The following is a 14,102-nucleotide window of genomic DNA, read 5'->3' on the forward strand; positions in this document are numbered from 1 at the left end:
ACGGTAGATCTCGGGTGATCAGGACGAGAAGCGCAGGGGGCGAAAGCGCCCCCCTCACACCCCTCAGTCACTCCGAGCGCCCGTCCATTGGGGTGAATCCACGGGTTCGCTTGGACAGGGATGGTCCCTGGAGGGGGATCGTGGAGCGGGCACCGGGGGGCCTGCCCGCTCCACGATGGGACCGACCGGTCCTCATGCGCTGTCAGGCGAAGACGGCGAGGCTCTTGGCCTTGCCCTTCTGCTCCTCGACGAGCACCAGGAACGTCCCGTCGGGCCCGAAGACCCCGACCGGACCCGGCGGATACGCGGGCATGTCGACCCGCACGCCGTTGAGCAGGAGCCTGGCCCGCTTCTCGTCCACGTCCCAGCGGGGGAACGCGGAAGCGGCCGCCTCGGCGACCGGCATGACGACCAGCTCCTCCTGGTGCTGGTCGAGCGTCCTGGCCGCGTCGATCCCGTACGGGCCGACGCGGGTGCGCCGCAGCGCCGTCAGGTGCCCGCCGACGCCGAGTCCGGCACCGAGGTCACGCGCCAGGGCCCGGATGTACGTACCCGAGGAGCAGACGACCGAGACGACCAGGTCGACCACGGGTGTCCCGTCCTCGGCCACCGCCTCGCGCACGTCGTAGACGCGGAAGGACGAGATGGTCACCGGGCGGGCCGGGATCTCGAACTCCTCGCCGCCCCGCACCCGGGCGTACGAACGCTTGCCGTCGATCTTGATGGCGCTGACCTTGGACGGCACCTGCATGATCGCGCCGCTCAGCGCGGCGACACCGGCGTCGATGCCCTCACGGGTCACGCCCGAGGCGTCGGTGGACGAGGTGATCTCGCCCTCCGCGTCATCGGTGACGGTGTCCTGGCCGAGCCGGATCGTACCGAGGTACTCCTTCTCGGTCAGTGCGAGATGGCCGAGGAGCTTGGTGGCCTTCTCGACGCCGAGCACGAGGACACCGGTCGCCATCGGGTCCAGGGTGCCCGCATGGCCGACCCGCCGGGTGCGGGCGATGCCGCGCATCTTGGCCACGACGTCGTGCGAAGTGAAGCCGGACGGCTTGTCGACGATGACAAGGCCGTCCGGCGTTTTGTTCTGCGTCATGCGGAAGGTGAGCCCTCGCCGTTCTCGCCGGACTCGTCGTCCTCGTCCTCCGGCTTGCGGTACGGGTCCGCGTCACCGGCGTACGTGGCGCCGGAGGATGCCTCGCGGACCTTGGCGTCCGAGGCGCGTGCCCGGTCGAGCAGGTCCTCGATCGCCTTGGCGTTGTCCGGCAGGGCGTCGGCCACGAAGGCCAGGGTCGGGGTGAACTTCGTCCCCGCCGCCGCGCCGACCGCCGAACGCAGGATGCCCTTGGCGCTCTCCAGCCCGGCCGCCGCGGACGCCCGCTCCTCGTCGTCGCCGTAGACCGTGTAGAAGACCGTGGCCTCCCGCAGGTCGCCGGTGACCCGGGTGTCCGTGATGGTCACGTGCGTGCCCAGACGCGGGTCCTTGATACCGCGCTGCAGTTTCTCGGCGACCACCACCTGGATGAGGTCCGCCAGCTTCTTTGCCCGCGCGTTGTCGGCCACTGGTCCGTCTCCTTCTTGAACGTGCTCAATCGTCTTCGTCGTTGTGCAGCCGCCGTCGTACGGACAGCAGCTCCACTTCCGGCCGGCCGGCGACCATGCGCTCGCACCGGTCCAGTACGTCTGTGAGGTGTCCGGTGTCCCCGGAGACCACGGCAAGGCCGATCTCGGCCCTGCGATGGAGGTCCTGGCCGCCCGTCTCCGCGACACTCACCCCGAACTTGCGGTGGATCTCGGCAACGATCGGACGGACGATGGAGCGTTTCTCCTTCAGCGACCGTACGTCGCCGAGGAGAAGGTCGAAGGACAGTGTCCCCACATACATGTGTGTCCGGATGTCCCGCCGGTTCGGGTTCGCGCCCCGCCATCGCTTGGCAGGGACACAAGAACCGTACACGGAACGGCCGGGGCCGATCGACGGAAATACGACCCGTCGACCGGCCCCGACCGTGCGGGATGCCCGGGGTCTCCCCCCGGGCATCCCTGTGGATCAGCCTCGCGGCTTCTCGCGCATCTCGTACGTCGCGATGACGTCGTCGATCTTGATGTCGTTGAAGTTTCCGAGGTTGATACCGCCCTCGTAGCCTTCGCGGATCTCGGTGACGTCGTCCTTGAAGCGGCGCAGACCGGAGATGTTGAGGCTCTCCGCGATGACCTTGCCATCACGCAGCAGGCGCGCCTTGGTGTTGCGCTTGACCTCGCCGGACCGGACCAGCACACCGGCGATGTTGCCCAGCTTGGACGAGCGGAAGATCTCGCGGATCTCCGCCGTACCGAGCTCGACCTCTTCGTACTCCGGCTTGAGCATGCCCTTGAGGGCCGCTTCGATCTCTTCGATCGCCTGGTAGATGACCGAGTAGTACCGGACGTCCACACCTTCGCGGTCGGCCATCTGCGCGGCACGCCCTGCGGCGCGCACGTTGAAGCCGATCACGATGGCGTCGGATCCGGTCGCCAGGTCGATGTCCGACTCGGTGACCGCACCCACACCGCGGTGCAGGACCCGGATGTCGACCTCTTCACCGACGTCGAGCTGGAGCAGCGAGGACTCGAGAGCCTCCACCGAACCGGACGCGTCGCCCTTGATGATGAGGTTGAGCTCCTGGACCAGACCGGCCTTGAGCGCCTCGTCCAGGTTCTCCAGGGAGAACCGGACACCCTTGCGGGCGAAGTTGGCGTTGCGCTCACGAGCGGCACGCTTCTCGGCGATCTGACGGGCCGTACGGTCCTCGTCGACGACCAGGAAGTTGTCGCCGGCACCCGGGACATTGGTGAGACCCAGCACGAGGACGGGGGTCGAGGGACCCGCTTCCTCGACGTTCTCGCCCTTGTCGTCGAGCATCGCGCGGACTCGGCCGTACGCGTCGCCGACCACCATCGTGTCGCCGACCCGCAGCGTGCCTCGCTGGACCAGGACGGTCGCAACGGCACCGCGGCCGCGGTCGAGGTGGGACTCGATCGCAATACCCTGCGCGTCCTGCTCCGGGTTGGCCCGCAGGTCGAGCGAGGCGTCGGCGGTGAGGACGACGGCCTCCAGAAGAGCCTCGATGTTGAGGCCCTGCTTGGCGGAGATGTCGACGAACATCGTGTCGCCGCCGTACTCCTCGGCCACCAGACCGAACTCGGTGAGCTGACCGCGCACCTTGGTCGGGTCCGCACCCTCGACGTCGATCTTGTTGACCGCGACCACGATCGGCACGTCGGCCGCCTTGGCGTGGTTCAGCGCCTCGATCGTCTGGGGCATCACACCGTCGTTCGCCGCCACCACGAGGATCGCGATGTCGGTGGACTTCGCACCACGTGCACGCATGGCGGTGAACGCCTCGTGACCCGGGGTGTCGATGAAGGTGATCCTGCGGTCCTCGCCATTGACCTCGGCGCCGACCTGGTACGCACCGATGTGCTGCGTGATGCCGCCGGCCTCGCCCGCAATGACGTTCGTCTTGCGGATCGCGTCCAGCAGTCGGGTCTTACCGTGGTCGACGTGACCCATGACGGTCACGACCGGCGGACGGGAGACCAGGGCCTCTTCGCCGCCCTCGTCCTCGCCGAACTCGATGTCGAAGGACTCGAGCAGCTCGCGGTCCTCCTCCTCGGGGCTGACGATCTCCAGGACGAAGTTCATCTCGTCCGCGAGCATCTTCAGCGTCTCGTCGGAGACGGACTGCGTGGCAGTGACCATCTCGCCGAGGTTCATCATCACGCCGACGAGCGACGCCGGGTTGGCGTTGATCTTCTCGGCGAAGTCGGTGAGGGAAGCACCGCGCGACAGCCGGACAGCCTGTCCGTTGCCACGGGGCAGCATGACGCCGCCCACCGACGGGGCCTGCATGGCCTCGTACTCCTGGCGCCTCTGCCTCTTCGACTTACGGCCACGACGCGCGGGACCGCCGGGACGGCCGAACGCACCCTGTGTGCCACCACGGGCACCCGGGCCGCCGGGACGTCCACCGAAGCCGGGACGACCGCCGAAGCCGCCGCCACCACCGGGACGGCCTGCGCCGCCACCGCCACCGGGACCACCGGGACGGCCGGCGAAGCCGCCGCCGCCACCACCGGGACCGGCCGGACGGCCGGCGAAGCCGCCGCCACCGGGACGACCTGCGCCGCCACCGCCACCGGGACGACCGCCACCGGCACCGGGACCACGCCCGCCGCCGCCGGGGCCACCGCCGGGACGCGGGGCCGCAGCGGGACGCTGCGGCATCATGCCCGGGTTCGGACGGTTACCCGCGGGGGCACCGCCCGGACGCGGGGACTGCGGACGGGGCATGCCGCCCGGAGACGGACGGGCACCACCCTGGCCCTGCGGGCGCGGTGCGCCACCGGGGCCACCCGAGCCGCCCTGCGGACGCGGAGCGCCGGGGCGCTCCTGACCGCCGCCGGGACGCGGGGCGCCGCCGGGACGGGGCGCGCCGGGGCGCGCCATGCCGGTGGAGCCACCGGAGGTGAACGGGTTGTTACCCGGACGGGGACCCGCCGGACGCGCGCCACCGGGGCGGGGTGCGCCCTGGCCTGCGGGACGTGCCGGACGGTCGCCGCCGCGCTCGCCACCGCGGCCACCGTCACGCTGACCGCCGGCCGGAGCCGGACGGGCGGGGCGGGGACCGGGGGTGGCACCCGCGGGACGCGGGGCCTGCGGCTGCTGGGGTGCGGCCGGCTGGGCCGGTGCCGGAGCCGAGAACTCGGCGGCGGGCACCGGGGTGACCGGGGCAGCCTTGGGCGCGGGCTTCGGACCCGGACGCGGGCCCGCAGACGGCGCGGAAGGTGCTGCGGGGGTGCTGCTCGCCGGGGCCTCGGCAGCGGCCGGCTTGGGGGCCGGTGCGCCGGGCTTGGGGGCAGCAGGACGTGCCGCAGCGGCCGGGGAGGGCGCTGCGGGCTTCACGGGGGCGGCCTTGCGGGGCGCGCCAGGCTTTGCAGCGGACTTGCCGGCGTTGCCGCCGGGACCCTGCAGTGCGTCAGTCAATTTGCGTACAACCGGCGCCTCGATCGTCGAGGACGCCGAACGGACGAATTCACCGAGTTCTTGGAGCTTGGCCATGACGACCTTGCTCTCAACCCCGAACTCCTTGGCGAGTTCGTATACCCGGACCTTAGCCACTTCGCTCCTTTTAGGTCCGGGTTACCGCCGGACCGTCGCTACTTCATGGGCGTACTCATCGCGTACTCATCGAGTGCTCATCGCAATCTCGACCTACTTCCAACTCGCGAGGTACCTGACCGCACGGGGACCCGTGCCGTTCACTTTTCTTACGGTGTCACCCGCTCGACGAACCGCTGCAGTGCCGCGGAATCGAACGGCCCCTTGGCCTTGAAGGCCCGGGGGAATGCCCGGCGGCGGACCGCCAGGTCGAGACAGACAGAGACCGGGTGCACGTACGCACCCCGGCCGGGCAGCGTACCGCGTGGATCAGGGACAACTTCACCCTCGTCCACCACGATGCGCAGCAGCTCGCTCTTGGCCGCTCGCTCCCGGCATCCCACACAGGTTCGTTCGGGGCAAGCGCGGGCGTGCGTCCGGCCAGACACGTTTAAGTCTACCTCCCCGCACCGACCTCACCCCTTTGGGGCAAAAATCGAACGGATGTTGTCGTGATCTCAGCGACAGGACGCCTTGATCTATTCCTTCGGACCGCCCCGGCATCCCGGGGCGGAACGGATCAGCCGCGCTCGGACCGCTCCCGGGCGCGCTCGGCGCGCTCACGGTCGGCGACGTCCCGCTCGGCGTCGGTCTCGGTGTCCGGGCGGATGTCGATGCGCCAGCCGGTGAGGCGGGCCGCCAGGCGGGCGTTCTGCCCCTCCTTGCCGATCGCCAGCGACAGCTGGTAGTCGGGCACGGTGACCCGGGCGGAGCGCGCGGCGAGGTCCACGACCTCGACCTGGCTCACCCGTGCGGGTGACAGCGCGTTGGCGACCATCTCGGCCGGGTCGTCCGACCAGTCCACGATGTCGATCTTCTCGCCGTGCAGCTCGGCCATGACATTGCGCACACGGCTGCCCATCGGGCCGATGCAGGCGCCCTTGGGGTTCAGCCCGGCCCGGGTGGACCGCACGGCGATCTTGCTGCGGTGTCCGGCCTCACGGGCGATGGCCTCGATGACCACCGAACCGTCCGCGATCTCCGGGACCTCCAGCGCGAAGAGCTTCTTCACCAGGTTGGGGTGGGTCCGCGACAGGGTCACCGACGGACCGCGCACGCCCTTGGCCACCCGTACGACGTACGTGCGCAGCCGCAGACCGTGCTTGTACTCCTCGCCCGGCACCTGCTCCTGCACCGGCAGGATCGCTTCCATCTTGCCGATGTCGACGAGGACGTTCTTCGGGTCCTTGCCCTGCTGGACCAGGCCGGTGACGACATCGCCCTCGTGGCCCGCGTACTCGCCGAACGTCTTGTCGTCCTCGGCGTCGCGCAGGCGCTGCAGGATGACCTGCTTGGCGGTGGTCGCCGCGATACGGCCGAAGCCGGACGGGGTGTCGTCGAACTCCTTGGGCTCCTGGCCCTCCTCGAGGTCGGCCGGATCCTCCTTGGCCCACACCGTCACGTGGCCGCGCTCGTTCAGCTCGACCCGCGCCCGGCGGTGGCTGCCGTCGGTGCGGTGGTACGCGATGAGGAGGGCCGCCTCGATCGCCCCGACGAGCACGTCGAAGGGGATCTCCTTGTCCTGCGCCAAGCCCTTCAAAAGCTTCACATCGATGTCCACGGCTACGCCTCCTCTTCCTTCTTGTCCTTGCGGTTGAATTCGATCTCCACGCGCGCCTTGGCGATCTCGTCGAAGGCGACACGGCGCGACGTGGGCTTGCGGCCCTTGACGCCCGGCACTTCGAGATCGAGCCCTTCGTCGTCGACTGCGAGGATGCGGGCCACCAGCTCGTCGCCGTCGTTCAGGCCCAGCTTCGCCAGCCTGCCGATGGCGCGTACGTAGTGGCGGTGCTCGGTCAACGGGCGGTCGGCGCCCGGAGAGCTCACTTCGAGGACGTACTCGCCCTCACCCATCGCGTCGGTCTCGTCGAGCGTCTCGGAGATCGCGCGGCTCAGCTCGGCGCACGCGTCGAGCTCCACGCCGTCCTCGGAATCCACGATGACCCGCAGAACCCGGCGGCGGCCTGCCCTGGACACCTCGATCTCCTCGAGGTCCAGCTCCTTGGCGCCGACGAGCGGATCGATCAGTGCGCGCAGCCTATCGCTCTGGGTGGTGCTCATCCGGGTGACTCCTCGGCCGCGTGTGCTGTTGTGGGGATCGTCGCGTGTCTGGTCAAAGGGTATCCGGTCCGCAGGGGTGTTGCCGTCCGCCTCCCGCCCGTGCGCGGGTACGCTCGCCAGCGGTGATCACTTCAGGACAGAATCGGTCACAAACCAGGCCCGAAGGAGACAAGTGCGGCGCACGGGGACGACGCGCAGGAGTGCGCTCACCGCTACCGGAGCGCTTGCACTGGGTGCGGTGCTGACCGGCTGCGGGTCCGACGAGGACTCCGGCGGGCAACAGGGGAACGCGAGTGCCGACGCCCGGGCCGCGGCGGCCCGCGCGCAGACGGCGCTGCGGGCGGCAGCCGCCCGCGCCAGTTCCTCGCTGCTCGCCCGGTACGACGAGGTCGTGACGGCCCACCCGGCGACCGCGGCCGGGCTCGCCCCGCTGCGGTCCGCGGTACAGGAGCACACATCGGCCCTGGGCGGCCCGCCGAAGGGCACCGCCCGGCCGGCACCGACGGCTCCCGCCACCGGGGCGAAGGCCGCGCTGCAGGCGCTGGCGGCCGAGGAGCGGCGGGTGGCCGACGCCCACACCCAGACCCTGCTGACGGCCGAACCGGAACTGGCAAGGCTGCTGGCCTCGGTCGCCGCAGCCGGTGCGGCCCACGCGTATCTGCTGACCGAACTGGCCAAGGAGTCCTCGTCATGACCGAAGGGGCCGGGCAGGAAGCCGGGCGGACCGACGAGGCCGGGCAGACGGCCCTGCCGGCGGCGCAGGCCGCGCTCGCCGCCGAGCACGCCGCCGTGTACGGGTACGGGGTGCTGGGCGGCCGGCTGGAGGGCCGCCGCCGTACCGAGGCCACGGCGGCGTACGACGCCCACCGGGCCCGGCGCGACGCCCTGGTACGCAGGGTCCGCGACCTGGGCGGTGCTCCGGTGGCGGCCGACGCCGCGTACGCTCTGCCGTTCGCGGTACGGGATCCGGCGGCGGCGGTGCGGTTCGCCGCCCTGCTGGAGGACCGGATCGCGGGCGTCTACTCCGATCTCGTACGCGCCGCCCTCGGGCCCCTGCGGCAGGAGGCCGCGGCTGCTCTGCGGGAGGCCGCAGTGCGGTCGGTGCGCTGGCGCGGCACCGGCGTAGCCTTTCCGGGGCTCGCCGAGAAGGCCGCCGCACGCCCGTCGGACAAGACCGCCGATGCCGGCGCCGCGGCTGTCACGCACTGAGAACGCTCTGAAAGGGAACTGGGCACGTATGGGTTTCGAACCGCCGCAGCGGCTGGTGCGAGCGCTCGGCGAGACGTACGGGGACGCGGCCGCCGCCGATTGGCTCGGGCAGCTCCCCGCACTCACCGAGGAGGCGCTGTCCGCGGCGGGTCATGATGTCTCGGCAGACCGGGTCGTGGCCCCGGGCGGCCGCAGCAGCCTCGCCCTCCTCGTGCACCGTCCGGACGGCACGCCGGCCGTGCTGAAGATCGCGCCGCCCGGTGCCGAGCCTTCGCTGGAGCGGGCCGCGCTCGCCCACTGGAACGGCTGGGGTGCGGTGGAGCTCCTGGCCCCCGAAGGCGGCGCGGCGGCGGGTGACAGCCTGCTGCTGGAGCGGCTGCACCACGAGGTGTCCCTGCGTTCGCTTCCGGAGGCCAAGGCCCTGCTGGAGGCCTCGGGCACGGTACGGCGGCTGTGGATCGACCCGCCGGCCGGGCACCCCTTCGAGACCGTCGCGGAGCGTACCGCCCGGCAGGCGGAGCCGATGCGGGCGGCCGCGGCGGCGGAACCGGAGCTCGCAGGGCTGGTCTCCGCGGCGCTGGCCGCCCGCGAGGAGCTGGTCGCGCACTCCCCCGAACTCCTTCTGCTGCACGGCAACTTCCGGCAGAGCAAGGTGCTGTCCGGTGAGCGTGCCCCGTGGCTCGCGGTGGGTCCCGAGCCGCTGGTGGGCGAGCGCGCCTACGACCTCGCGCGGTTGGTGCGCGACCGGGTCGAGGACCTGATCGCGTCGCCCGGCGGTGCGGTGACGGCACGCCGCCGGATCAAGAAGCTCGCGGAGTCGCTGGAGCTGGACCAGGCACGGCTGCACGGCTGGACGCTGTTCCGGGCCGTGGAGTCGGGCACCCGTGCGCTGACTGCGGGGCGTCGGCAGGACGGCGAGCTGACCCTGGAGTTCGCGGGCTGGCTGTAGGGACCCGAACGTACGCGAGAGGCCCCCACCCGGTGGGGGCCTCTCGTGTGTCCGCTGGGTGCGGTGCGGATCAGCCCTGTTCGGTCAGGCGGGCGATCGCCTCGTCGACGGTGAGCTCCTCGCGCTCGCCCGTGCGGCGGTCCTTCAGCTCCAGGACGCCCTCGGCCGAACGGCGGCCGGCGACAAGGATCTTCGGGACACCGATGAGCTCGGAGTCGGTGAACTTGACGCCGGGCGAGACTCCGGCGCGGTCGTCGACCAGGACGCGCAGGCCCGCGGCGTTCAGCTTCTCGGAGACCTCGAGGGCCAGTTCGGTCTGGAGCGCCTTGCCCGCGGCGACGACGTGCACGTCGGCCGGGGCGATCTCGCGGGGCCAGCACAGGCCCTTGTCGTCGGCGGTCTGCTCGGCGAGTGCGGCCACCGCGCGGGAGACGCCGATGCCGTACGAGCCCATCGTGACGCGGACGGGCTTGCCCTGCTGGCCGAGGACGTCGAGGTTGAAGATGTCGGCGTACTTGCGGCCGAGCTGGAAGATGTGGCCGATCTCGATGGCGCGGTCCACCTGGAGGCCGGTGCCGCACTCGGGGCAGGGGTCGCCCGCCTCGACGACGACGACGTCGAGGTAGTCGTCGACCTCGAAGTCGCGGCCCGCGACGACGTTCTTCGCGTGCTTGCCCTCCTTGTTGGCGCCCGTGATCCAGGCGGTGCCGGAGGTGACGCGGGGGTCGGCGATGTAGCGGACCTTCTCCAGGCCCTGCGGGCCGACGTAGCCGCGCACCAGGTCGGGGCGGCCCACGAAGTCCTCGGCGGTGACGAGCTCGACGACCGCGGGGGCGAGGTGCTCGCCGAGCTTGCCGAGGTCGACCTCGCGGTCGCCGGGCACGCCCACGGCCACGATCTCGCCGTCGACCTTGACCAGGAGGTTCTTCAGGGTGGCGGAGGCCGGGACGCCGAGGTGGGCGGCGAGGGTCTCGATGGTCGGGGTGTCGGGGGTGTCCAGCTCCTCGACGGGGGCGACCGCGGAACCGTCGACGGGCGTGGCCTTGAAGGTCACGGCCTCCGTGTTGGCGGCGTAGTCGCAGTTCGGGCAGTCGACGAAGGTGTCCTCGCCGGCCGGGGCGGGCGCCAGGAACTCCTCGGACGCCGAGCCGCCCATGGCTCCGGAGACGGCCGAGACGATGCGGTGGTCGAGGCCGAGGCGCTCGAAGATCCGGATGTACGCGGCGCGGTGGAGCCGGTACGCCTCGGCGAGGCCCTCGTCGGTGGTGTCGAAGGAGTACGAGTCCTTCATCTGGAACTCACGGCCGCGCAGCACACCGGCGCGGGGACGGGCCTCGTCGCGGTACTTGGTCTGGATCTGGTACAGGATCACGGGCAGGTCCTTGTAGGACGAGCACATGTCCTTGACGATCTGGGTGAAGATCTCCTCGTGGGTGGGGCCGAGGAGGTAGTCGGCACCCTTGCGGTCCTTGAGGCGGAACAGCAGGTCGCCGTACTCGTCGTACCGGCCGCTCGCCTCGTAGGCCTCCTTGGGCAGGAGCGCGGGCAGCAGGACCTCCTGGCCGCCGATGGCGTCCATCTCCTCGCGGACGACGCGGGTGATGTTCTCCAGGACCTTCTTGCCGAGCGGGAGCCAGGACCAGATTCCGGCGGCGGTGCGACGTACGTATCCGGCCCGGACGAGGAGCTTGTGGTTGAGCGTCTCGGCGTCGGCCGGGTCATCGCGCAGTGTCTTGATCATCAATCGGGACATGCGCTGGACCTGGGCCATGATGAACTCCTGCTCGGAAGGGTGATGAGGCCGAGGTTAGCGGGGCGGTGCGCGCGGGCGGAAATCGATTCGCTATCGGCGGCGCAGTGGAAGGAGCGCGCCCATCACCGCGTAGGGCTTGGGTGCGCTGGGGAAGAGCACGTGCCTGGCCAGGTCCTGGTAGCCGAGGGCGCGGTAGAGGCCGCGTGCGGGGCTCTCCGTGTCGATCGCCGAGAGGATGGACCGGGGCAGGTCGACGGCGTCCGTGATGGTGGTGATCAGGCTGCGGCCGAGGCCGCGCTGCTGGAACTCCGGGTGGACGTGGAGTTCGGTGATCACGAAGGAGTCGTCGAGCCATTCCGAGGAGCCAGTGGCGCGCAGGTACGGCTCGACGACGGTCGACCACCAGTGGGCCCGGTTGTTCGGCAGGCCGTAGACGAATCCGACGAGCCGCCCGTCAGGGGTCGTGGCACCGAGGGCGCGGGCCTGCGGGTGGTCGAGGTGCCTGAGCACGATGTGGCGGCGTACGTCGATCTCGTCCTGGGAGAGCCCGAAGGCGAGCGCCTGCACGGCCAGGGCCTCATCGACACGTGCGGCGAGGTCGAGCGGTCCGACCACGATGCCGGGGGCCCCGGAGCCCCGGGGGGATGCGGGGTGTGCTGCTGCCATGCCGGAACCCTACTGGCCGTGCCGCCCCGTCAGAACAGCACGCTCATGAACGCACCGGTCTCGCGGAAGCCGACGCGGCTGTAGGCCCTGCGTGCGGCGGTGTTGTAGTCGTTCACGTACAGGCTGACGACCGGTGCCACATCGGCCAGCGCGTAGCGCAGGACGGCCGCCATGCCTGTCTCGGAGAGACCGCGGCCCCTGAATTCGGGGGCGACCCAGACGCCCTGGATCTGGCAGGCCCGTGAGGTGGCCGCGCCGATCTCCGCCTTGAAGACGACCTTGCCGTCGTCGATGCGGGCGTAGGAGCGGCCGGTGGTGATCAGCTCGGCGACGCGTGCCTGGTAGAGCAGCCCGCCGTCACCGGCCAGCGGGGAGATGCCGACCTCCTCGGTGAACATCGCCACGCACGCCGGCATGAGGACGTCGATGTCCTCCTTGTGCATACGGCGCACGAGCGGGTCCGGCGCCACCTCGGCGGACGGGCTCTCGGTGACCATGAGGGGCTGGTTGGGCCGGACTTCCCTGGCGGGACCCCAGCTCGGTTCCAGCAGGCGCCACAGCTGGGTGGTGGGCCCGGCGGGGCCCACGATCGAGGAGCAGCGGCGACCGGCCCTCCGGGCGCGGTCGGCGAAGGCCCTGATGGCCTCGGGGGTCGCGCAGATGGGGACCAGGTTGGCGCCGGAGTAGCAGAGCGAGCGCAGCCTGCCGTCGGCGTACCAGCCCCACATCTCGCCGCCGAGGCGCCAGGGGTCGAGTCCCGCGACCTGGACGCGGGACGTCACGAACGCGTTGTCGACAGGTTCGCTCTCGAGGATGGCGAGCGCGGCAGGGAGCTCGCCGGGGTCGAGGACCCGGGTAGTGGTCTGCGTCAACACTGGGGGCCTCACCATACTGTCTGCTGATTTCCGCACTGTACCCAACAAGGCTGCGGGGCGCCCCCCGCACGGGACGGGACGGCCGGATGCGAAGCCCGGCGGGCCGGGTGCGGCGAGGGGGCGCGGACACGGCTGTGCCCCGCAGGGCGGGCCCTGCGGGGCACAGTGAGTGGTGTGGGGTCAGCCCGCGATGGAGACCTGGGGCTCGCCGGAGGCGATGCCGTCCTTCTCCATCTGCTCCGCGATCTTCATGGCTTCCTCGATGAGGGTCTCCACGATCTTCGACTCCGGGACGGTCTTGATGACCTCGCCCTTCACGAAGATCTGGCCCTTGCCGTTTCCGGACGCCACACCCAGGTCCGCCTCACGGGCCTCGCCGGGACCGTTCACGACGCAGCCCATCACGGCGACCCGCAGCGGGACCTCCATGCCCTCCAGCCCCGCACTGACCTGGTCGGCCAGCTTGTACACATCCACCTGCGCACGCCCGCACGACGGGCACGACACGATCTCCAGACGCCGCTGCTTCAGATTCAGCGCCTCGAGGATCTGCAGACCGACCTTGACCTCCTCCGCCGGCGGAGCCGACAGCGAGACGCGGATCGTGTCCCCGATCCCCTCGGAGAGCAGCGCACCGAACGCCACCGCGGACTTGATCGTCCCCTGGAACGCGGGGCCGGCCTCGGTCACACCCAGGTGCAGCGGGTAGTCGGACTGCGCCGCCAGCAGACGGTAGGCGTTCACCATCACGACCGGGTCGTTGTGCTTCACCGAGATCTTGATGTCCCGGAAGCCGTGCTCCTCGAACAGCGACGCCTCCCACAGCGCCGACTCCACCAGAGCCTCCGGCGTCGCCTTGCCGTACTTCTTCAGCAGTCGCGCGTCCAGGGAGCCGGCGTTCACACCGATCCGGATCGGCGTACCGGCATCACCGGCCGCCTTCGCGATCTCCTTGACCTTGTCGTCGAACTGCTTGATGTTGCCCGGGTTCACCCGCACCGCCGCACAGCCCGCGTCGATCGCCGCGAACACGTACTTCGGCTGGAAATGAATATCCGCGATCACCGGGATCTGCGACTTCCGGGCGATCGTCGACAGCGCATCCGCGTCATCCTGCGTCGGACACGCCACCCGCACGATCTGACAACCCGACGCAGTCAGCTCCGCGATCTGCTGCAACGTCGCACCGATGTCCGACGTACGCGTCGTCGTCATCGACTGCACCGACACCGGTGCGTCCCCACCGACCGCCACCGACCCGACCTGGATCTGACGGCTGACCCGTCGGTCGGCGAGCTTGGTCGGAACGGCCGGCATTCCGAGAGAAATCGCAGTCATGCGCTGAGCATCCCCAAGGTGTGGATCAGTGTGGATCGAGGTCCCGAG

The 14,102-nt window shown here is 70.7% G+C and carries 14 protein-coding genes; 3 read left to right on the forward strand and 11 right to left on the reverse strand.

The window, feature by feature from the left end:
• Window positions 1-202 precede the first annotated feature (202 nt).
• The 7 genes from truB to rimP form a co-directional block, all read right to left on the reverse strand.
• Window positions 203-1,099 carry a tRNA pseudouridine(55) synthase TruB gene (gene truB / locus OG257_RS10940; RefSeq protein WP_329206841.1) on the reverse strand — a complete coding sequence of 299 codons (897 nt, stop codon included), beginning with the start codon at window positions 1,097-1,099 and terminating at the stop codon, window positions 203-205.
• Window positions 1,096-1,566 (reverse strand): 30S ribosome-binding factor RbfA, encoded by a 471-nt coding sequence (rbfA, locus tag OG257_RS10945; protein ID WP_329206843.1) that lies wholly within the window; start codon window positions 1,564-1,566, stop codon window positions 1,096-1,098. Before rbfA ends, truB begins: the two co-directional genes overlap by 4 nt.
• Window positions 1,567-1,591: 25 nt before the next feature.
• The gene (locus tag OG257_RS10950) at window positions 1,592-1,888 is read right to left on the reverse strand and encodes a DUF503 domain-containing protein (RefSeq protein ID WP_329206844.1); all 297 of its coding nucleotides are present in this window, start codon (window positions 1,886-1,888) and stop codon (window positions 1,592-1,594) included.
• A gap of 165 nt (window positions 1,889-2,053) precedes the next feature.
• Window positions 2,054-5,164 (reverse strand): translation initiation factor IF-2, encoded by a 3,111-nt coding sequence (infB, locus tag OG257_RS10955; protein WP_329206846.1) that lies wholly within the window; start codon window positions 5,162-5,164, stop codon window positions 2,054-2,056.
• Window positions 5,165-5,313: 149 nt separating this feature from the next.
• Window positions 5,314-5,592 carry a YlxR family protein gene (locus OG257_RS10960; RefSeq protein WP_329206847.1) on the reverse strand — a complete coding sequence of 93 codons (279 nt, stop codon included), beginning with the start codon at window positions 5,590-5,592 and terminating at the stop codon, window positions 5,314-5,316.
• A gap of 131 nt (window positions 5,593-5,723) precedes the next feature.
• Window positions 5,724-6,764 carry a transcription termination factor NusA gene (gene nusA / locus OG257_RS10965; protein WP_329206849.1) on the reverse strand — a complete coding sequence of 347 codons (1,041 nt, stop codon included), beginning with the start codon at window positions 6,762-6,764 and terminating at the stop codon, window positions 5,724-5,726.
• A 2-nt stretch (window positions 6,765-6,766) separates the two neighbouring features.
• A complete protein-coding gene (gene rimP, locus OG257_RS10970) occupies window positions 6,767-7,264 on the reverse strand; it encodes a ribosome maturation factor RimP (protein ID WP_329206851.1) in 498 nt (165 codons plus the stop codon).
• A 172-nt stretch (window positions 7,265-7,436) separates the two neighbouring features.
• On the opposite strand from rimP, the gene OG257_RS10975 reads away from it, so the two are divergent.
• Genes OG257_RS10975 through OG257_RS10985 form a run of 3 tightly spaced genes read left to right on the forward strand, consistent with a single transcriptional unit; the run spans window position 7,437 to window position 9,422 of the window.
• Complete coding sequence (locus tag OG257_RS10975; RefSeq protein ID WP_329206852.1) at window positions 7,437-7,958, forward strand: hypothetical protein; 522 nt, start codon at window positions 7,437-7,439, stop codon at window positions 7,956-7,958.
• The gene (locus OG257_RS10980) at window positions 7,955-8,473 is read left to right on the forward strand and encodes a ferritin-like domain-containing protein (RefSeq protein ID WP_329206854.1); all 519 of its coding nucleotides are present in this window, start codon (window positions 7,955-7,957) and stop codon (window positions 8,471-8,473) included. Before OG257_RS10975 ends, OG257_RS10980 begins: the two co-directional genes overlap by 4 nt.
• 28 nt (window positions 8,474-8,501) lie before the next feature.
• Entirely contained in the window at window positions 8,502-9,422 is a 921-nt protein-coding gene (locus OG257_RS10985) for an aminoglycoside phosphotransferase family protein (protein ID WP_329206856.1), read from the forward strand.
• A gap of 70 nt (window positions 9,423-9,492) precedes the next feature.
• Here OG257_RS10985 and OG257_RS10990 read toward each other — a convergent pair whose 3' ends face one another.
• The 4 genes from OG257_RS10990 to ispG all read right to left on the reverse strand — a co-directional run bounded on the left by OG257_RS10990 (window position 9,493) and on the right by ispG (window position 14,054).
• On the reverse strand, window positions 9,493-11,193 hold the full coding sequence (locus OG257_RS10990) for a proline--tRNA ligase (RefSeq protein ID WP_329206858.1): 1,701 nt from the start codon (window positions 11,191-11,193) through the stop codon (window positions 9,493-9,495).
• A 72-nt stretch (window positions 11,194-11,265) separates the two neighbouring features.
• Window positions 11,266-11,841, reverse strand: coding sequence for a GNAT family N-acetyltransferase (locus OG257_RS10995; protein WP_329206860.1), 576 nt, complete (start codon window positions 11,839-11,841; stop codon window positions 11,266-11,268).
• Window positions 11,842-11,870: 29 nt separating this feature from the next.
• Window positions 11,871-12,731, reverse strand: coding sequence for a GNAT family N-acetyltransferase (locus tag OG257_RS11000; protein WP_329206862.1), 861 nt, complete (start codon window positions 12,729-12,731; stop codon window positions 11,871-11,873).
• A gap of 165 nt (window positions 12,732-12,896) precedes the next feature.
• Window positions 12,897-14,054, reverse strand: a complete 1,158-nt coding sequence (gene ispG / locus OG257_RS11005; RefSeq protein ID WP_329206864.1) for a flavodoxin-dependent (E)-4-hydroxy-3-methylbut-2-enyl-diphosphate synthase — start codon at window positions 14,052-14,054, stop codon at window positions 12,897-12,899.
• Between the last annotated feature and the right edge of the window lie 48 nt (window positions 14,055-14,102).

Origin of the sequence: Streptomyces sp. NBC_00683, assembly GCF_036226745.1 — a bacterium.
Classification (GTDB): Bacteria; Actinomycetota; Actinomycetes; order Streptomycetales; family Streptomycetaceae; genus Streptomyces.